Annotated in this window: 16 protein-coding genes; 8 read left to right on the forward strand and 8 right to left on the reverse strand. The window is 64.3% G+C overall.

The genetic code is table 11. The features are described 5' to 3' along the window. Positions 1 to 10: 10 nt before the first annotated feature. Positions 11 to 3679: a hypothetical protein gene (locus PSV38_RS10800; protein WP_300547290.1), complete on the reverse strand. Its 3669-nt coding sequence runs from the start codon at positions 3677 to 3679 to the stop codon at positions 11 to 13. Positions 3680 to 3769: 90 nt separating this feature from the next. Between PSV38_RS10800 and dbpA the strand changes: the two genes are divergently transcribed. From dbpA to PSV38_RS10815, 3 genes are all read left to right on the forward strand, one after another. Continuing rightward, on the forward strand, positions 3770 to 5188 hold the full coding sequence (gene dbpA, locus PSV38_RS10805; RefSeq protein ID WP_300547292.1) for an ATP-dependent RNA helicase DbpA: 1419 nt from the start codon (positions 3770 to 3772) through the stop codon (positions 5186 to 5188). A 64-nt stretch (positions 5189 to 5252) separates the two neighbouring features. Continuing rightward, entirely contained in the window at positions 5253 to 5855 is a 603-nt protein-coding gene (locus tag PSV38_RS10810; protein ID WP_300547294.1) for a CatB-related O-acetyltransferase, read from the forward strand. 99 nt (positions 5856 to 5954) lie between these two features. Then, positions 5955 to 8375 carry a YgiQ family radical SAM protein gene (locus tag PSV38_RS10815; protein ID WP_300547296.1) on the forward strand — a complete coding sequence of 807 codons (2421 nt, stop codon included), beginning with the start codon at positions 5955 to 5957 and terminating at the stop codon, positions 8373 to 8375. 3 nt (positions 8376 to 8378) lie between these two features. Here the strand turns inward: PSV38_RS10815 and PSV38_RS10820 are convergent, their stop codons facing one another. After that, entirely contained in the window at positions 8379 to 8921 is a 543-nt protein-coding gene (locus PSV38_RS10820; protein WP_300547297.1) for a glutaredoxin family protein, read from the reverse strand. Between the two features lie 116 nt (positions 8922 to 9037). Here PSV38_RS10820 and PSV38_RS10825 point away from each other — a divergent pair, with 116 nt between their 5' ends. After that, the gene (locus PSV38_RS10825) at positions 9038 to 9808 is read left to right on the forward strand and encodes a ParA family protein (RefSeq protein WP_300547299.1); all 771 of its coding nucleotides are present in this window, start codon (positions 9038 to 9040) and stop codon (positions 9806 to 9808) included. A gap of 74 nt (positions 9809 to 9882) precedes the next feature. Then, positions 9883 to 10770: an alpha/beta hydrolase gene (locus tag PSV38_RS10830; protein WP_300547301.1), complete on the forward strand. Its 888-nt coding sequence runs from the start codon at positions 9883 to 9885 to the stop codon at positions 10768 to 10770. Here the strand turns inward: PSV38_RS10830 and PSV38_RS10835 are convergent. Further along, entirely contained in the window at positions 10764 to 11615 is an 852-nt protein-coding gene (locus PSV38_RS10835) for a PA4780 family RIO1-like protein kinase (RefSeq protein ID WP_300547302.1), read from the reverse strand. The two genes, PSV38_RS10830 and PSV38_RS10835, sit on opposite strands and share 7 nt — an antisense overlap. Positions 11616 to 11692: 77 nt before the next feature. Between PSV38_RS10835 and PSV38_RS10840 the strand changes: the two genes are divergently transcribed. Then, entirely contained in the window at positions 11693 to 12211 is a 519-nt protein-coding gene (locus PSV38_RS10840) for a GNAT family N-acetyltransferase (RefSeq protein WP_300547304.1), read from the forward strand. Between the two features lie 24 nt (positions 12212 to 12235). On the opposite strand, the gene PSV38_RS10845 is transcribed toward PSV38_RS10840, so the two are convergent. Next, the gene (locus tag PSV38_RS10845) at positions 12236 to 13120 is read right to left on the reverse strand and encodes an HDOD domain-containing protein (protein WP_300547305.1); all 885 of its coding nucleotides are present in this window, start codon (positions 13118 to 13120) and stop codon (positions 12236 to 12238) included. 146 nt (positions 13121 to 13266) lie between these two features. Here PSV38_RS10845 and PSV38_RS10850 point away from each other — a divergent pair, with 146 nt between their 5' ends. Next, complete coding sequence (locus PSV38_RS10850; protein WP_300547307.1) at positions 13267 to 13857, forward strand: chalcone isomerase family protein; 591 nt, start codon at positions 13267 to 13269, stop codon at positions 13855 to 13857. Here the strand turns inward: PSV38_RS10850 and PSV38_RS10855 are convergent. Next, on the reverse strand, positions 13850 to 15271 hold the full coding sequence (locus PSV38_RS10855; protein ID WP_300547309.1) for a cytochrome P450: 1422 nt from the start codon (positions 15269 to 15271) through the stop codon (positions 13850 to 13852). The two genes, PSV38_RS10850 and PSV38_RS10855, sit on opposite strands and share 8 nt — an antisense overlap. A gap of 100 nt (positions 15272 to 15371) precedes the next feature. On the opposite strand from PSV38_RS10855, the gene PSV38_RS10860 reads away from it, so the two are divergent. Further along, on the forward strand, positions 15372 to 16301 hold the full coding sequence (locus PSV38_RS10860) for a tRNA-dihydrouridine synthase (protein WP_300547311.1): 930 nt from the start codon (positions 15372 to 15374) through the stop codon (positions 16299 to 16301). Here PSV38_RS10860 and ppk2 read toward each other — a convergent pair. Genes ppk2 through PSV38_RS10875 form a run of 3 tightly spaced genes read right to left on the reverse strand, consistent with a single transcriptional unit; the run spans position 16298 to position 19058 of the window. After that, entirely contained in the window at positions 16298 to 17128 is an 831-nt protein-coding gene (ppk2, locus tag PSV38_RS10865; RefSeq protein WP_300547313.1) for a polyphosphate kinase 2, read from the reverse strand. The two genes, PSV38_RS10860 and ppk2, sit on opposite strands and share 4 nt — an antisense overlap. Before the next feature lie 58 nt (positions 17129 to 17186). Further along, entirely contained in the window at positions 17187 to 18302 is a 1116-nt protein-coding gene (locus PSV38_RS10870) for a PA0069 family radical SAM protein (protein ID WP_300547314.1), read from the reverse strand. Between the two features lie 57 nt (positions 18303 to 18359). Continuing rightward, positions 18360 to 19058 carry a YkgJ family cysteine cluster protein gene (locus tag PSV38_RS10875; RefSeq protein WP_300547316.1) on the reverse strand — a complete coding sequence of 233 codons (699 nt, stop codon included), beginning with the start codon at positions 19056 to 19058 and terminating at the stop codon, positions 18360 to 18362. Positions 19059 to 19143 lie beyond the last annotated feature (85 nt).

The raw sequence follows: 19143 nt of genomic DNA on the forward strand, positions 1-19143 counted from the left end.
GCGGGCCGCCTCACGCGGGCATCGCCCCCGACTTGTTGGACGACGTCTGCTGCAAGCTGGGCGGCAACCACAACTCGATCACCCCGGGGCGCCGGTTGAGTGACTTGGGCAGATCGCGCACCCACACCTTGTCCGCCGACTCACCCGGCCCCACCCAAGGCAGGCCCAGCAAACCCGCCATGGCTTTGGCACAGGCCCGGCTGCCAGGATCGTGCAGCACAAAGGTGGGCTGAGGCCAGGGCGCTGGCCGCCGCTGCTGGCGCACCTGAGCACTCAGCGTCACGTTCTCGATCGGCGCCACCTGCACCAGCTCACCCGCCTGGGCCTGCAGCGTCTGACGCAAAACCGTGGCGGGCACGCGAGAAAATTCGTCATACACCTGCACGTACAAGATCGTGTTGCCCTGTGGTCGGCGGCAGGCCTCCAGCGACACGGCGGCGGGCGTCGTGGCCGCCACGGCTGGCACCTCTTTCGGTGGCACCGCTGGCACAGGCTCAACGGGCGCTTTGGCGGTGTTGGTCAGCGGCCCCTTGGCGCTCCAGTTTTTCAGTTGCTGCCACACGGCGTCGGCCGCCAAGGCCTGCCCAAGCGGTGAGTTGCCCGAATCCCAATAGCTCAAGGCGGAGCTGGCTGGTTGGAACGACGACACCAGTTGCAGCTCGCTGCGCATGCGCAAAGCGGTGGCCGGGCATTCAGCCTCGGTGGCCCCCGGTTTGGCAAAGTCGGTGGCAATGCGAGCGGCCACCAGATCCACACCCTCGCGCTCCAGCAAACTCAGCAAGGGGCTGCCCCGCATCACCTGCAGCAGCGTCTTCGTCTGCACATACAGGAACTCCGGCATCTTGGGGCAGCTGGCATCGATGCCCTGCAAACCTTTGGACACCTCGGCGAACAGCTTGCTGGCTTCGGTGCGCGACTCGGCCTCCTTGCGCTGCACCTGTTCGATCGTTTGCCAGGCCGACAGGATCAAGGTGCCCGAAGCGCCCAGGCCCAAGGTCGTGCCAATGGCGGTGGCGCGGGCCGTGCGGCGCCACCAAGGGGCGGCCTGGGCTTTGTCGGGCGAGTCCTTGGCGTCGTTCAGGCGCGCGGCCACGCGGATGCCGTGGTGGGCCGGGCTGCGCCAGCCGGGCAACTGCGCCAGCCAGGTCTCGTGCATGGCCAAGCCGAAGTCCTCGCCCAGGCGGTGGTAACTCTCCCATTGGGCTTCATCAAATGACTGGTCGCCAGTGGACTCGTGCGGGAAGTCTTCGCGCTTTTGCGCGTAGGCCAGCACATCCACGTCCAGCGCGTTGTGCAGGTTGGGCTTGACGATCAGCAGCGTGCCCTCGGGGCGCATCAACACCGTCTGGCCATCATCGCGCTTGACCGGGCGCTCGCGGTAGCGGATGCGCGCCAGCAGCACGCCTCGGCAGGAATGGCTGTTCGCCACGTCTTCGGGCGACAGCACCGTCAGGCCACCCTCGCAATCCGAGGTGAACAAACGGCGGGCCTCTTCGCGCGAGTAAAAATCGATCTCGGCGCCAAAATCGATGCGGGCCTTGCGCACCAGGTTCTCGATGTCGCCAAACTCGTAGCGTGGATCGCAACTGGCATCGGACAGGATGATGAAATCCAGCTCGCGTTTGACCAGCGCATAAACGCCGGTGTTCTCGAAGTGCCCGCCATCCGACAGGTACCACCAGGGTCGATCGCCCCCAAAGTAGACGGCCGTTGCCTCGCTGGCCAGCATCAATGGCTTGGGCAGAAAGCGCCACGACAAATCGCTCAAGCAGCGCAAGGGCACGAGCGCGCCTGGCGAACGAATCCAATGGCCCAGGCGCACGCCCAGGAAGTACAGCAACAGGGCCAATCCCCGAGTGGTGTAGGCGCCCGCCCCTGGCGAGGCCGCCGCACCTGACACCGCCACCCACCGCCCCAGCGTGCCAGCGTCGTGATCGGCCTGCATCGGGATGAAGCGCGATGGGCCCACCTCCAGGCCGCGCCAGGTGGCCGTGACCGCCGCGCCTTTGCGGTCGGCGTTGTACAGGCCGCTCAGGTCATCCCGCGTCTGGTTCAGGCAGGTGTTGACCAGGTGGATGGGGCCGCCGCGCAACTCGGGCTGGTAGTGGCGCAAGCCCATGTCATCACCCTCTTCCACCGACGTGACGTCGGCCCGACCCGCACCACCACCACCACCAGCACCCAGCCCCCGCCGGGGATTGCCCACGGCCAGGTAAGCGCGGGTCAGGCGCGCCCGGTAGAAGCTGTGCAGTGATGACGTGTTGGGCATCTGGGCATTGCCCGCCGTGAGCACCACCCACGTGAACCACACCAGGGCCACCAGCGCCGCCCGCATCCATGAAGGCGTGTTGATCAGCGGCGCGAAGGTGTCGGGCGCGAAGATGAACCATTGCAACAGCACCAACCAGCCCAGCACCAACACCAACAGCCCCGCCAGGCTGCCCACATTGATCAGGCGAGGCAGCCATTCGCGCGCGCGCCCACCCGCCTCGGCCGCCATTTGCTGCAATGGCTGCACCATGGTGCGCAGGCCCAGGGCCACCAGACCGCCAAATCCCACGCCACGCCACAGGTAGTTCTCGTTGCCCGCCTGGGATTGCAGCTCTTCCAGCAACCACCAACTCAGCACATCCAGCGCCCCCAGCCCGGCGACTGCACATGCCGCGAGCGTGACCATGCGCAAGGCCCGGGTGAGCGCATTGCGCAAGCGGGCCACGGCCAAGGCATGGGGATCGCCGCTGAAGAGCAACCAGCCTTGCGCCAGCGATTGCCCCACCGTGATGGACAACAGCGCCAACACCGCCGCGCTGATGGCCGTCAAACCATCATGACCAGGGTCCAGCAACTGCGCCGCGATTGACCAACGCACCAACACCCAGGTCCCGAAAGCACAGCCCAGCAGGAAGAGCACATCGCCCACGCTGGGGCCCGCCGACTTGGCGCCCGGGTTGGCCGTGTCTCGCGCCGCCCAATAGCCCGAGATCAGCCCCGGCGCGGTCAGCAGCCAGCCCGCCAAGGCCACAACCCACCAGGGCGTCTGCCAGAAGGCCCAGCCTTTGGGATCAAGCACCTGGGTGCTGTGCTGCAACAAGTGCGGCGCCACCACGATCAGGCCGACCAGCATGCAGGCCACCATGAATTCCGCATGGATGGCGAGCACGGCACGCAGGTAAGTGACCACCGCCGTGCCCCAATCGCGCGAGCCCGAGGTGGACAGGTAGCGCCCATTGCGCCGCAGCCATTCCAGCACCGGCGATGACGCGTCGGCCATCAAGGCCTGCGCACGCGCGATGCCAAAACTGGACACCAGGCGCCCGAACATACCCCCGATGTAGCCTCCGCCCGAGACCGTGGACAGGTAATCGACACGCCCCAGCAGGCCATCGGCATCCAGCGTACTCTCATCAACGGGCACACCATCTGGGCCGCCACGGCGGTGCTGGGCCAGGCCACGCATCAAACCCAAGGCAAAAGTGGCGCTGCGCACGCCGCCGCCCGACAAAGCCAGGCCCACCCGTGGCAGCTTCAATTCGGTCTCTGCATGGACCGACGCCTCGCCGAGCACCTGCTGCCTGCGCGCCTGCAAGGCGGCCTGCTCGGCAGACTGCAAAAGCGCGCCAGCGCCCGGGTGCGCGGCCTGGCCGGGATGTTCAAGCGAAGATTGGATGGAGGAGCTCATGCCCAATGCTGCTGCATATGGCGGCAACTGCCAACCAATTCAGGGACGACAAATTAGGGGGTGGCAGCCCCGGCGCGGATAATCCGCCACATGAACGCCCCCACCCCGACCGCCAAGACCTCCGCCGACCAGCCCTTCAGCCTCCTGCCCCTGGCCCCCGCCATGCTGGACAACCTGACGCAACTGGGCTACCTGACCATGACCCCGATCCAGGCCGCCAGCCTGCCCATTGCGCTGGCCGGCCAAGACCTGATCGCCCAAGCCAAGACCGGCAGCGGCAAGACCGCCGCCTTCGCTTTGGCCCTGCTGACGCGCCTGGACCCGAAGAACTTCGCGGTGCAGGCCCTGGTGCTGTGCCCCACGCGCGAGCTGGCCGACCAGGTCACCCAAGAGATCCGCCGCCTGGCCCGCTTCGAAGACAACATCAAGATCCTGAGCCTGTGCGGCGGCACGCCCATGCGCGGCCAGATCGACAGCCTGGAGCACGGCGCCCACATCGTGGTCGGCACGCCCGGCCGCCTGATGGACCACCTGGAGCGCGAAACCCTGAACCTGTCCGCCCTGAACACCCTGGTGCTGGACGAAGCCGACCGCATGCTGGACATGGGCTTCTTCGACGACATCGTCAAGGTGGCCAAGCAGTGCCCGAAGGATCGCCAGACCCTGCTGTTCTCGGCCACCTACCCTGAAGGCATCGCCAAGCTGAGCCAGCAGTTCCTGCGCAATCCGCAAGAGGTGAAGCTGACCCAGCAGCACGACGACAGCAAGATCCGCCAGCGCTGGTACGAAATCACCGAGACCGAGCGCCTGCACACCGTGGCGCTGCTGCTGCAGCACTACCGCCCCGTCAGCACCCTGGCCTTTTGCAACACCAAGCAGCAATGCCGCGACCTGGTCGATGTGCTCACGGCCCAAGGCATCGAGGCACTGGCCCTGCACGGCGACCTGGAGCAGCGCGACCGCGACCAGGTGCTGATCCAGTTTGCCAACCGCAGTTGCTCCGTGCTGGTGGCCACCGACGTGGCCGCGCGCGGCCTGGACATCGCGCAGCTTGAGGCCGTGATCAACGTCGACATCACGCCCGACACGGAGATCCACGTGCACCGCATCGGCCGCACCGGCCGCGCTGATCAAAATGGCTGGGCCCTCAACCTGGCCACGATGAACGAGATGGGCCGCGTCGGCAACATCGAAGTCGCGCAGGGCAAGCCCTCCGAATGGCACCCGGTGAGCGAGTTGACGCCCGCCAGTTCAGAGCCCCTGCTGCCCCCCATGATCACCCTGCAGATCCTGGGCGGCCGCAAGGAAAAAATCCGCCCGGGCGACGTGCTGGGCGCCCTGACCGGCGAAGCGGGGTTCACCAGTGCGCAAATCGGCAAGATCAATGTGAACGACTTCCACACCTATGTGGCGGTGGAGCGCGGCATTGCCCGCCAGGCGGTCAGCAAGCTGTCCGAAGGCAAGGTCAAGGGCAAAAAGGTGAAGGTTCGTTTTCTCAACGAACTTTGAGCGATTGGGGCGGCAGAGCCGCGTGTATAAAGTCTTCACCTTGATGACCACAGGATGACGCCCCATGACCGCTCTTGACCCCAACCTGCCCCGCTACGGCGTGATCGGGAACAGCAAGGTCTCGTTCGGGCGCTTCAACTACGGCACGCAATACCTGTCCATCCACGAATGGGGCGAGGGGGCCTCGTTCAGCATGGGCAGCTTCTGCTCCATCGCCTCCAACATCACCATCTTCCTGGGCGGCAACCACCGCACCGACTGGATTACCACCTTTCCCTTCGGGCACGTGTTCCAAGAGCAACTGGGCGGCATGCACATCAAGGGCCATCCCGCTACCAAGGGCGACGTGGTCATCGGCAACGATGTCTGGATCGGGCACCACAGCACCATCATGTCGGGCGTGACCATCGGTGATGGCGCCGTCATTGGCGCCCACGCCGTCGTGATCAAGAACGTCGAGCCCTACGCCATCGTGGGCGGCAACCCCGCCAAACACGTGAGATTCAGGTTTGAACCTGAGATCTGTGAGCTGCTGGGCCAGTTCAAGTGGTGGGAGCTGCCGGTGGACGACATCAAGGCCATCGCCGAAAAACTGTCCGCTCAACCCACCGTCGAGCTGTTGCAAGCCTTGATCGACACCTACAAAAACACGCCCCGCACACCCTGACGGCGGGCGCCGGGCAACCACCCTACTCAAAATAGGGCCATGGATTTGCCCTGAAAGTGGACAATAGAGGGTTGCCCCTTCGTTGTCTCGCCGCCTGCCATGTCCGCCACCGCCTCGCCGATCACCATCCCCAAAGCTGAAAAGACCCTGAACGGCTACCGTCCGTACTGGGCCAAACGCTTTGGCACGGCCAAATACCTGCCCATGAGCCGGGACGAGATGACCGCGCTCGGCTGGGACAGTTGCGACATCATCATCGTGACGGGCGACGCCTACGTGGACCACCCCAGCTTCGGTATGGCCGTGATCGGCCGCATGCTCGAAGCCCAGGGCTTTCGCGTCGGCATCATCGCGCAGCCGGATTGGCAAAGCGCCGACCCCTTCAAGGTGCTGGGCAAGCCCAACCTGTTCTACGGCGTCACCGCCGGGAACATGGACTCGATGATCAACCGCTACACGGCCGACCGCAAGATCCGCAGCGACGACGTGTACACGCCCGGCGGCCAAGGCGGCAGCCGCCCCGACCGCGCCTCGCTGGTTTATGCGCAGCGCTGCAAGGAAGCCTACAACGACGTGCCCATCATCATGGGCGGCATCGAAGGCTCACTGCGCCGCATCGCCCACTACGACTACTGGCAAGACAAGGTCCGCCGCTCCATCCTGGCCGATGCCAAGGCCGACCTGCTGCTCTACGGCAACGCCGAGCGCGCCATCGTCGAGATCGCGCACCGCCTGGCTGCGCGCGAGCCCATCGAGCAGATCACCGATGTGCGCGGCACCGCCTTCATGCGCCGCACCAACGACCCCACCGCGGCGGGCTGGTTCGAGCTCGACTCGTCCCAAGTCGACATGCCTGGCCGCGTTGACGAGCACATCAACCCCTACCAAACCACGTCAGAACAGGCCGAAGCGCAGGGCACGACCTGCGCCAAGGAAGACGCCGCCAAAGCCGATGGTCCGCCCTCGCCCATGCCAGCTTCAGGCGGCGATGCCACCAGCGCCATGGCCGCCGCCATGGGCAGCGGCGTCAAGCCGATCGCCTTCGTGCGCAACCCTTTGAGCGTGGTCAAGCCCACCGGCAAGATCAACATGCCGCCGCGTGACCGCACGGTGATCCGGCTGCCGTCTTACGAGCAAGTCAAGAGCGACCAGGTGCTCTACGCCCACGCCAACCGCGTGCTGCATTTGGAGACCAACCCCGGCAACGCGCGCGCCCTGGTGCAGGCCCACGGCCACCGCGACGTGTGGATCAACCCGCCGCCCATCCCGCTGACCACGGCCGAGATGGACTTCACCTTCGATCTGCAATACGCGCGGTCACCCCACCCCGCGTATGCCGACGAAAACGGCAGCCACGATGGCGCCACCAAAATCCCCTCCTGGGAGATGATCCGCTTCAGCGTCAACATCATGCGCGGCTGCTTCGGCGGTTGCACCTTCTGCTCCATCACCGAGCACGAAGGCCGCATCATCCAGAGCCGCAGCGAAGATTCGGTCATCAAGGAAATCGAAGCCATCCGCGACAGCGTCAAAGGCTTCACCGGCGTCATCTCCGACCTGGGCGGCCCCACGGCCAACATGTACCGCATTGGCTGCAAATCGCCCGAGATCGAGGCGGCCTGCCGCAAGCCATCTTGCGTGTACCCGGACGTGTGCTCCAACCTGAACACCGACCACGGCCCGCTCATCAAGATGTACCGCCGAGCGCGGGCCTTGAAGGGCGTCAAGAAGATCCTGATCAGCTCGGGCCTGCGCTACGACCTGGCCATCAAGTCGCCCGAGTACATCAAAGAGCTGGTCACCCACCACGTGGGCGGCTACCTCAAGATCGCGCCCGAGCACACCGAGCAGGGCCCGCTCACCAAGATGATGAAGCCCGGCATCGGAAGCTACGACCGTTTCAAGCAGCTGTTCGAGAAGTTCAGCGAAGAGGCCGGCAAGAAGCAGTACCTCATCCCCTACTTCATTGCCGCCCACCCGGGCACCAGCGACGAAGACATGATGAACCTGGCCATCTGGCTCAAGCGCAACGGCTTCAAGGCCGACCAGGTGCAGACCTTCTACCCCTCGCCCATGGCCACGGCCACCGCGATGTACCACACCGGCCGCAACCCCTTGCGCAAGATCACCCGTGACAGCGAAACGGTGGACATCGTGCGCGGTGACCGTCGGCGTCGCCTGCACAAGGCCTTCTTGCGCTACCACGATGCCAACAACTGGCCCTTGCTGCGCGAGGCCTTGAAAGACATGGGCCGCGCCGACCTGATCGGCAATGGCAAACACCACCTGATCCCGACCTACCAGCCCGTGCTGGACGGCAGCTACCAGACCGCGCGCCGCAAAAACTCCACGCCCACGGGCGCGGTCAAAACGTCGCCGGTGACCAAGGGCCGCATCCTGACGCAGCACACGGGCTTGCCACCGCGCGAGACTGGCGCCAGCGCATCGCCGACCCGTTCGGTGAAAAGCGTGGGGGGCGGCATGGCCCACAAGGCCATTGGGCGCAAAAAACCTCGCTAAGGACTAAGACTTCAGCAAAGCGAGAAACTCGTCCGAGTCAAACCCGTTTTTCATGGGCTTGCCCTTGACCATCAGGAAGGGCACGCCCACGCCGCCCAACTCCTGCAACTTGCGCTCGCAGTCCATGCTGGTTTGCGCATCGCATTCGGTGAAGGCAAAACCGTTCTGCGTCAACCAGCCCTTGGCTTGCGCGCAATAAGGGCAGGTGGTGGTGGTGTAGATGATCACATCGCCCGACTTGACCGAGGCCGCCAAAGCCTGCACATCGCCTGACGAAGACTGCTCGGTGGCGCCGCCCTCGGCGCGGTGCTTGGCCGCCGCCTGCCACCCCATCCACGCGCCATAAGCCAGCACGGCCGCCGCCACACACTTGCCCCACGCGAACTGGCTTTGCTGCCGGGCCACGAACACATCGGTGCGCACGGGTTGGGGCCTCAAGCCCTCGGAGGCCTTGGCATAAGCCACGCCGCAAGCGGGGCATTGCCAATCGGGGGCCACCGCTCCGGGCTGGCGAACATGGTGGCACTTGGGGCAGCTCTGCGTCATGTCATGCGTTGGTGGTTGGGCAAGCCACACTCTGCCTGAAATCACCCACCCTGCACCACCAGAATGCGCATTGTTGCAGTGCACAATGCGCATTCATCAGCAGAAGGGACCGGACCATGCGCTACGTTGTGTTCAACCAAAAAGGTGGTGTCGGCAAATCCACCATCACCTGCAACCTGGCGGCCATCAGTGCGAGCCAAGGACTGCGCACGCTCGTGGTCGACCTGGACCCCCAAGGCAACTCCACGCATTACCTGATGGGCGATTCGATCGAGGAGGGCACCGCCAACCTGGCCGAGTTCTTCGACCAGACGCTGAAATTCAGTGCCCGGCCCAAGAACACCGCCGACTTCGTGGTGGCCACGCAGTGGGACAACCTCGACCTGATGCCCTCCAGCCCCGAGCTGGAAGAGCTGCAAAGCAAGCTCGAATCGCGCCACAAGATCTACAAACTGCGCGACGCCCTGTCGGAACTGGACGAGGCCTACGACCGCGTCTACATCGACACCCCGCCCGCGCTGAACTTCTACACGCGCTCGGCCCTGATCGCCGCCCAAGGCTGTCTGATCCCGTTTGACTGCGACGATTTCTCGCGCCGGGCGCTTTACGCCTTGTTGGAGAACGTGCAAGAGATCCAGGCCGATCACAACAGCGATCTGAAAGTCGATGGCATCGTGGTCAACCAGTTCCAGCCGCGCGCCAACCTGCCGCAAAAACTGGTGCAGGAGCTGATCGACGAAGGCCTGCCCGTGCTGCAGCCTTACCTGAGCGCCTCGGTGCGCATCCGCGAATCGCACCAGCAGGCCATGCCCATGATCCACCTGGATCCCCGCCACAAGCTGACCCAGGATTTTGTGGCTTTGCACGACAGTTTGCGTGCCATTTGATCCACACCCCCTTTAACGCGGGGCGGTAAATACACCAATCGAATTTTGACAACATCGACGGTATGTTTGGCGGCATGAACCACACCAAACTCACCAAACTCTCTCGCCTGCTGCAGGTTTCACTGGGCGTCAGCGCCCTGGCCCTGTCCCTGGCTGTCCAAGCCCAGCAAACCGGCGCTGACCCCACCACCGCCAGCATTGAAAAGGCCGGCCCCCTGGCCGTGGCCAACGTCAAAGTGTCCTCGCCCAGCGGCTACGGCTCCGGCACGGTCTATTACCCCACCACGGGCAGCGCCTATGGCCTGGTCTCCGTGACCCCGGGCTTCACTGAAGGCCAATCAGCCATCAACTGGCTGGGCCCGCTGCTGGCCTCACACGGCTTCGTGGTCGTCACCATCGGCACCAAGACCATCCTGGATGTGCCCACCAACCGCGCCAAGCAAATGATGGCGGCCCTGGCCCAAGTGACCGCCCTGAGCGCCACCAAGACCAGCCCCTTCGCCGGCAAGGTTGACGCTTCGCGCCTGGCCGTCATGGGTCACTCCATGGGCGGAGGCGGCTCGCTCGACGCGGCCCGCGACAACCCCAATCTGAAGGCCTCGATTCCGCTGGCCCCGTGGGAAACCACCAAGGACTACAGCAAGACCACCGTGCCGACGCTGATCGTGTCCTGCGAAAGCGACGCCATTGCACCGGTCAAGGACCACGCCAACAGGTTCTATGACAGCTTCACGCCCACCTTGACCAAGGCATTGCTGGAAATGAAGGGCGCCAGCCACTTCTGCACCAACAGCTCGGCCAACACCGCCACCAAGACCTTGATCGGCAAGTACAGCATCTCGTGGCTGAAGCGCTTTGTGGACGGCGACACCCGCTACAGCCCCTTCCTGTGCGGCGCTCCCCACCAGGCTGACCTGACGGGCTCGCTGATCTCCACCTACAAGGAAAACTGCCCTTACTGAGCAGGTGTTTGAAGCCGCAGCCTGCGGGCGGCTTCTTCATCCTTGGCGTCGTCGATCTCGCGCAGCACCGCGCCGAGGTCGACGGCTTTTTCGCTTTTGGCGAACTGGCCGGTGAGTTTCACCTCCGGGTTCAGGGCCCCGGCTTCGTACAGGGCCCAGATTTCTCGGCCGTAGTCGGTGGTCAGCAGCTCGGGCGCGTATTGCCCAAAGTAGTTGCGCAGATTGGCCACATCGCGCTCCAGCATGTCGGAGGCATGGTTGTTGCCAGCGGCGTCCACCGCCTGGGGCAGGTCGATGATGACCGGGCCATCGGAGCCCACCAGGATGTTGAACTCCGACAAGTCACCGTGGACCACGCCAGCGCACAGCATGCGCACCACTTCCATGATCAAGGTCTGGTGGTACTGGCGGGCCAGCTCGGGCTCGAAAGACAGGTCGTTGAGGCGCGGAGCGGCATCGCCATCGGCCCCCGTCACCAACTCCATCAGCAACACGCCTTCATGGAAGTTGTAGGGCTTGGGCACGCGCACACCCGCACCGGCCAACCGGTACAAGGCATCGACTTCGGCGTTCTGCCACGCGGCCTCTTGCGCCTGGCGGCCATAGCGCGTACCTTTGGCCATGGCGCGCGCCTGGCGGCTGTTTTTGGTCTTGCGGTTCTCGGTGTAGTCCACCGCCTGGCGAAAACTGCGCTTGTTGGCCTCTTTGTAGACCTTGGCGCAGCGGATGTCGTCGCCGCAGCGCACCACGAAGACCATCGCCTCCTTGCCGCTCATCAGCTGGCGCACCACCCCGTCGATCAAGCCATCTTCAATCAGCGGTTCCAGTCTTTTGGGGATTTTCATGGTGCGCATTGTGCGCTGCCCGGATGCGACGACAATCCTCGTCCAGAACTTATCCGTCCAACAACACCCAATCAGTCATGTCCCGATATCAGGTTCGCTCCGCCATTCCCCGCGATGCCATGGCCATTGCCGACATCTACGCCGCCGCCGTGCAGGCTTCCTACAAGGACCTGGTGCCTGACGAACTGCTGAGCACCCTGTTCGCCACCAAGCGCCAGGGCTACTGGCGCGAGGCCATCGAAATGGGCGAACCTCAGATCCAGGTGGCCACCGAGGGCGAGCAGGTGGTGGGCTTCGTCGGCTATGACCGCTCACGCGACCCCAAGACCCCCTCCACCATGGGCGAAATTTGGCAGATCTACGTCACCCCTGAGCTGTGGGCCACCGGCGCCGGCCTGGCCCTGTGGGACGCCGCCCGCGATGGCCTGGAAGACGAAGGCTGCACCCACGTGTCGCTGTGGCTGCCCTTGCGCAACGAGCGCGCCCTGACCTTCCACGAGGTGGCAGGCTTCAAGCGCGAACTGACCACGGCCAAGACGGTGGACATGGGTGGCGTGAAGATCGAGACGATCCGCCTCGTTCGGTCCATCGGCTGATCACGGGTCGGGCCCGGCTGGAGATCAGCTGATCTCCAGCATTTCCATCACTTCGTCTTCCCAGATGGCCAGCTCATCGGCCGAGACCTGGAGCCAGGCCAAAGCCTTGGCACCGTGCGCCGTCCAATCCTTTTCCGGCTGCAGGCCCTCCTGCAAGCGCAAGAGGTGATCGGCCAGCAGACCGGCCGCCACCAGGGTGTGCACCTCAGGCTCGGTGAAGCGATCGCCCAGCGAGGCCAGGTCGTGGTGCTGCCGGATGGCCGCCATCAAGGTGGGCGACAACCGCCAAACCCGGGCCACCAAAGCGCCCACCACGGCGTGGTCGGTGCGGTGGTTGGCGTTTTCAGTGGCCACGTAAGATCGATCAACGCGGGCCTGGGCTTCCACCATGGTCCCCACGTAGCCCTTCACGCTTTGCATCATCACTGGCAGGCCCACATGGCAGAACAGGCCGTAGGTGTAGGCCAGGTCAGGTGACATGCCGGGCAGGCGCTTGGCGATGAAGGCCATGGCCAGGGCCCGCTTGGTGGCACGCTCCCAAAATCCTTGCAGGTGCGCGCTGGTGATGCGGATGGCGTTTTGCGCCAGGAAACCCGTCAAGATCGCCGCCGTTTCAGTCAACCCCAGACGGTTCATGGCCTGGCCAATGCTTTGCACCGGTTGACCACTGGCGTACAGCGGCCCATTGGCGGAGCGCAGCAGCGTGGCCGACATGGCCACATCGCTGGAGGCAATTCGGGCCACTTCGTTCAGGTCAGGTTCGCCCGCCGCCATGGCTTTTTGCAATCGTGTCAGCAATTCCGGACAAGGCGGAATGACGATGTGCTGCAGTGGCCCTTTCGCCCTGGCTTGATCCAACTCTTGCTGGATGGCAGAGGTGCGCGTCGGCGCCAGTTCGGTGGTCGTCATGGAAAGGCCTGGGAGTGGTGCACAGCCTTGGGTATCGGCTTTTTATCCAGGAACTGAAGAGGGGGAAAACCGGTGTTACACAAAACAGCCAAGCTGCGATGATCATGGCGGGACGATGAGCCCTGCCAAGAATGAGGAGTCGCACTGTGAAGAGACAAAGCCTATGGCGGCGCTGGGCGCTTTCATGCCTGATGGTGCTGGCCAATGCGGCCCATGCCGCACCACCTCGTGAGCTGGAGGGCGTCGCCATCGACGACACCGCTCAGGTAGCGGGCGCCAAGCTGGTGCTCAACGGCGCGTCGATTCAAAAGCGCGGCTTTTTCAAAACCAACACCTGCGCCTTGTACCTGACCGAAAAGCGCCACACGCTCGGCGAGGTCGTGAAGCTGGCCGGGCCCAAGCGTGTCCACCTGGTCATGCTCCGCGACGTGAAGGGCTTCCTCATCGCCCGACAGTTTTTGAACGATTTCGCGGCCAGTGCCTCCGAGGCCGAAGCACAGGCCTTGACCACCGAAGTCGAGTCCATCGCCGCTGGCTACGCCAAGATCGACATGCTGCACAAGGGCGATGTGGTGCTGATCGACTGGATCCCTGGCGAGGGCATCGCTGCTTCGCTCAACGGCCAGTCCATGGGCCCCGCCCACGACAATGAATTGCTGTGGGACGTGTCCTTGCGCCCGGTGATGGGTCCTCTGGCGCCCCGCGAGTTGCGCGAGCAGCTGTTGGGCATCAACTGAGGCGGGGTTTGAGGCGCATGGTCAGGCCCACGGGCGTCATGGTGAAGGACATCAGCTCTTGCGCTTCGCCGCCCTGTGGCGTGTCAACGCGGTCGATGTCGAACTGGCTCAGCAAGGTGACCATGGCCACCTTCATCTCGACCATGGCGAGGTAACGGCCCGGGCACACGCGGGGGCCGCTGCCAAAGGGGGTCGAGACCTTTTTGGCCGTGCCTTCGGCCAGCCAACGCTCGGGCATGAACGCCGCGCCGTTCTGGAAGTGTTGATCGTTCAGCGCATCGTGGCGCGAGATGCACCACACCAGCGCGCCTGTGGGCACCAGCACATCGCCCACCACGGTGTCGCGCAAGGCTTGCTGCACCCGGAAGGGCGCGACTGGCTTGAGCCGCATGGTTTCCTGGATGCAGGCGTCCACGTAAGGCAAGTCGCCCATTTGGTCCATGGTGACGGCCGACAGGTCCTCACCCACCACGCGGCGCACCTCGTCTTGCGCTTGCCGCAAAGCGGCCGGGTGACGGTGCAAGAGGTGGATCAACCAGGCCAAGGTGTTGGCGGTGGTGTCCTCACCGGCCAGCAGCATGGTGAACACATTGCCCGCCACGACCTCGTCGTTCACGCCACTGTCGGGTTGGTCGGCGGCCACAATCAGGGCCTCGATCAGGTTGGTGGGCTGCTCCCGTCGGGCGGGCTCCTGGCGCATGCGTTCGCGCGCCTGCTCGATGAAGCCATTGATGGCCTCCCTCACGGTTTTCAAACTCCGTTCCAGGTCGTGGTCCGACGGCAGCTTGACGTAACGCCAATACGGCAACAGCGCGTTGAGACGCTTGAACAAGGCGGGGAAGATCTTGTCCAGGTGCCGCTGGATGACTTCTTCATCCGACTCCAGAGTGTTCATGTCCACCCCAAACGCCAGGCCGGAAATGGCGTCCACGGTGAAACGCATCAAATCGCCTTGCAGGTCAATCGCCTGCCCTTGCCGCGCGGCTTTCTGCCAACGCCCATTCAGGCGCTGAGCCACCTTCATCAAGGCGGGAAAATAGGCACGCACATGGGTGGGTGAAAACGCCGCCATCACCATGCGCCGCTGATGGTGCCAATCCTGGCCCTCGGCGCTGAACAGGCCTTGCGCGCCGCCCAGCTCCTTCACCACCCGTTCCAGGCTGGCTGGCCGCCTGAACCCATCAGGTCGGTCTTTCATGACCGCATTGATGGCCTCGTGGTCGGTCAGCACCAGCACCGGCGTGGGCCCCAGGCGCACCAGGAAGGTCGGCCCGTACTCGCGTGCCCACTGCTCAAAATCCAGGTGGATGCGTGGCCGCTTGAGCTGCAGGGCATTGCCCACGATGGGCAGGGGGCGTGGGCCGGGCAGTTGGTCCAGGCGGCGCAGGGGCGGATGGCTCAGCAAGGTGCTCAAAGGATGACTCCATCGCGGGGGGCCCTCAGTCTCGCACGCGAGACACGCCCGGCCAAGCTCCGTACACTACGCCCCCGGCTCCTCCCTCCCTGAATTGTTCATGACCATCCTGCTCGCGCCCATGGAAGGCCTCCTGGATTTCCCGCTGCGCGACATCCTGACCCGCGTTGGCGGCATCGACCGCTGCGTGTCCGAGTTCATCCGCATCACCGACCAGTTGCTGCCCGAGCGTGTCTTCACCCGCATCGTGCCGGAACTGCTCCATGGTGGGCGCACGTACGCTGGCGTGCCGGTGCGCGCGCAACTGCTGGGCTCCGACCCCAACTGCATGGCCGAGAACGCCGCCCTCCTTGCGACCCTGGGCCCGGCCGGCATTGACCTGAACTTCGGCTGCCCGGCCAAGGTCGTCAACCGCCATGGCGGTGGCGCGGCCTTGCTGGTCGACCCTGAGTTGTTGAATGCCATCGTGTCCGCCGTGCGCCGCGCCGTGCCGGCCGACATGCCCGTGTCGGCCAAGATGCGCCTGGGCTACCTCGACGATTCCATGGCGGTCGAATGCGCGCAGGCCCTGGCCAGTGGTGGCGCAGAAGAACTGGTCGTGCATGCCCGCACCCGCGCCGATGCCTACCGCCCCCCCGCCTACTGGGACCGCGTGAACGACATCCGCCTGGCCGTGAACATCCCCGTGGTGGCCAATGGCGAGATCTGGAACGTGGACGACGCCCGCCGTTGCCAGCAAGCCTCGGGGTGCCAGGCCTTGATGCTGGGGCGAGGCATGGTGGTCAATCCCGGGTTGGCGCTGAGCATTGCCACCCCAGGCCACCCCGGCATCGCCTGGTCAGAGTTGGTGCCACTGATCGAGGCGTTCTGGCAACTGATCCAGCCCCGCGTCGAACCGCGTCACCGGGCCGGTCGGCTCAAGCAATGGCTGAATTTTCTGCGCCGCCAATACCCGCAGGCCGAAGAAGCCTACGGCCGAGTACGCACCGTCAACGACCACGCGCTGGTGGGTCAGACCTTGTTTGCCTAATCAAGATTAGCCAAGGGAATGGGCTTGACCGGCCCGTCAAACTTCTCTTTGGCAGGTTTGCCAGACAAAGGCGGAAACGCCAGCTGAGCCTCAGGCACCTGGCAGTCGGGCAACTGGTCCAACAGGTGGCGGATCAAGGTCAAGCGCCCCCGGCGCTGGTCGTTGAAATCAACCAATGTCCAGGGTGCATGTTTGGTGTGCGTGGCCTCCAGCATGGCGTCTCGGGCCTGCCCGTACTCTTTGTATTTCAGGCGAGCTTCCAGATCGATGGGCGACAACTTCCAACGCTTGAGCGGGTCGTTCAAGCGCTCCGCCATGCGTTGCTCCTGCTCTGCCTGGTCCACCGTGAGCCAGTACTTGAAGAGCAGGATGCCATCGTCCACCAGTAGCTTTTCAAACGCGGGCGCCTGCTTCAGGAAGCGCTGGACCTGCTCATCGCTGCTGTAGCCCATCACTTTCTCGACCCCGGCGCGGTTGTACCAGCTGCGGTCCATCAGCACGATGTTGCCGCCCGCCGGCAAATGCGCCACATGGCGCTGAAAATACCACTGCGCTTGCTCGGTCTCGGTGGGTTTGCTCAAGGCCACCACATGGCACATGCGCGGGTTGAGCGTTTCGCTGATGGCGTTGATGACGCCGCCCTTGCCCGCCGTGTCCCGGCCCTCGAACAAGATCAGCACCCGCTTTTGATGGTGCTGCACCCAGCGCGCCAGGTTGTTGAGCTCCACTTGCAAAGGCGCCAGCAAGTCGCTGTACTGCTGCTTGCCCACACGGTCGTCCGACTCGGGGTCTTTGTCTTTGTCCTTGCCTTTGCCGTTGTTGCCCATGGCGTGCTCGATGAAGTGACGGTGCGATCTTTATAACCCGACCTGTCCATGCCAATGGTCAGAACAAGGTGCCCTGCCGGTCTGAGGCCTGCGCAAACGATGCCTGCGGGCGTTGGAATCGGCTGACGTCCAACTCAAGCGCGGGCCGACGCGACAAGCCATGCCGCGCGGCCGCCTTGCTCACACGCTGCGCGATCAATTCGGCCCACAGGCCATGGCCCCGCATGCGGTGGGCAAAGTTGGCGTCGTAGTCCTTGCCACCCCGCAGGTCGCGGATGCGCGCCATGATGCGATCAGCGCGCTCGGGCACATGGTGCTGCAGCCATTCCTGGAACAAGGGGTTGACCTCCCAGGGCAAGCGGACCACGGTGTAATGGATGGACCCGGCCCCAGCCTCGGCCGCGGCCTTGATCACCTGCTCGATCTCGGGTTCATTCAAGAAGGGGATGATGGGCGCGACATTGACCCCGACTGGCACCCCCGCCTCGGCCAGGCGCCGGACGGTCAGCAAGCGCCGATGAGGGGCCGCCGCGCGGGGCTCAAGCTTGCGGCACAGCACCGGGTCCAGCGTGGTGATGCTGACCAGCACCAAGGCCTGATTGCGCCGAGCCGCCAGGCCGATCAGGTCCAGATCCCGCTCAACCCCGCTGGACTTGGTCACGATCGAGAACGGGTGCTCACACTCGGTCAGCACCTGCAACACGGACCGGGTGATGCCCAGCTCGCGCTCCACCGGCTGATAACAATCGGTGGCCGAACCCAGGTTGATGGCGCTGGGCTGATAACTCGCCTTGGCCAGCTCGCGCCGCAGGCAATCGGCCGCGTTGACCTTGGCCACCAGGCGGGTTTCAAAGTCCAAACCAGGCGACAGGTTCAGGTAACTGTGGGTGGGCCGCGCGTAGCAGTAGATGCAGCCATGCTCGCAGCCCCGGTAGGGGTTGATCGACCAGGTGAAAGGCAGGTCTGGCGAATCATTGCGCGTCAAGATGGTTTTGGCATGCTCGTGGGTGACCTGGGTTTGCACGGCCGACGCTTCCGCATCCACCTCATCGGCATCGGTTGGCCAGCCGTCATCAACCCGCTCGCGCCCCTCTCGGTGGAAGCGGTGCAGGATGCGGGTGGCGGTGCCCCGCCCTTTGAAGGGCGTGGCGATCAGTCGGTCGTCGGGCAGCATGGTACTGTTTATTTATACAGCACCAACCGTATCCCTGCAAGCCCTACCCCCTCGCTTTCAAGAAGACGCGCTGGAATCAAACTCCGAAAACGTCGCTTTCACAAAGGCGCGCTTGCCGCTGTTAAAGCGCTTGGCACTGTCAGGGCTGCGCATGGCCTCCAGGAAGGCCGATGACAAATGGTAGGTCCGGGTGTCCAGCCCCAGCTCCTCCACCGCCTTTTTGAAGCCTGCCGCACCGCCCATGGCGGCATGGAAAACATCGTGAGCGTAGGTGTTGGGCCAGGTGTTGAAGGGATCCTCGAACGACTTCTGGCAGTTGTCCTTGTCGGTGGAATGGTAGTTGCGGCACACGGAGGGCCGCGCCGCGTAGACGGAACAACTGTGATCAACCAGGAAGGGACAAGTTGGCCTCAGGGTGAGCCGGGCCGCCTCGGTCGCGGCTTTGCGCTCATTCACGTTGCGGGTGGCGCGCTCGATCGTGCCGCGCAACTGCTCCGCCGTGAAGTGCCTCGACACGTAGGCCTGGACCTCAAACACCTCGAAGGGGTGGGCCACGACCTCGAACTGGCGGCAGCAGTAACTGCAACCTGCCTCACAAGCCAAAGCTTGGGGCGATGCCTGAACGGCAGTGTCCAATTTCGCGTCATGGCGCGCGTAAAACCGCACCACGGATTCCCGCATTGTGAATTTATGAAGGTCTTCACGCGCCTGGGCCAACTCGGGCCGCGCGTGTTCAAGCATCCGCTCTTCGGACATGGGGAACTCTCCTTGCAGGGTGGCCAAGATAGCAAACTCTGCCGCTGAATCGGCCCTGGCGTTTCCGCGCATTGAAACATTTTGA

It is taken from the genome of Aquabacterium sp. (genome assembly GCF_029946005.1).
Classification (GTDB): Bacteria; Pseudomonadota; Gammaproteobacteria; order Burkholderiales; family Burkholderiaceae_C; genus Aquabacterium.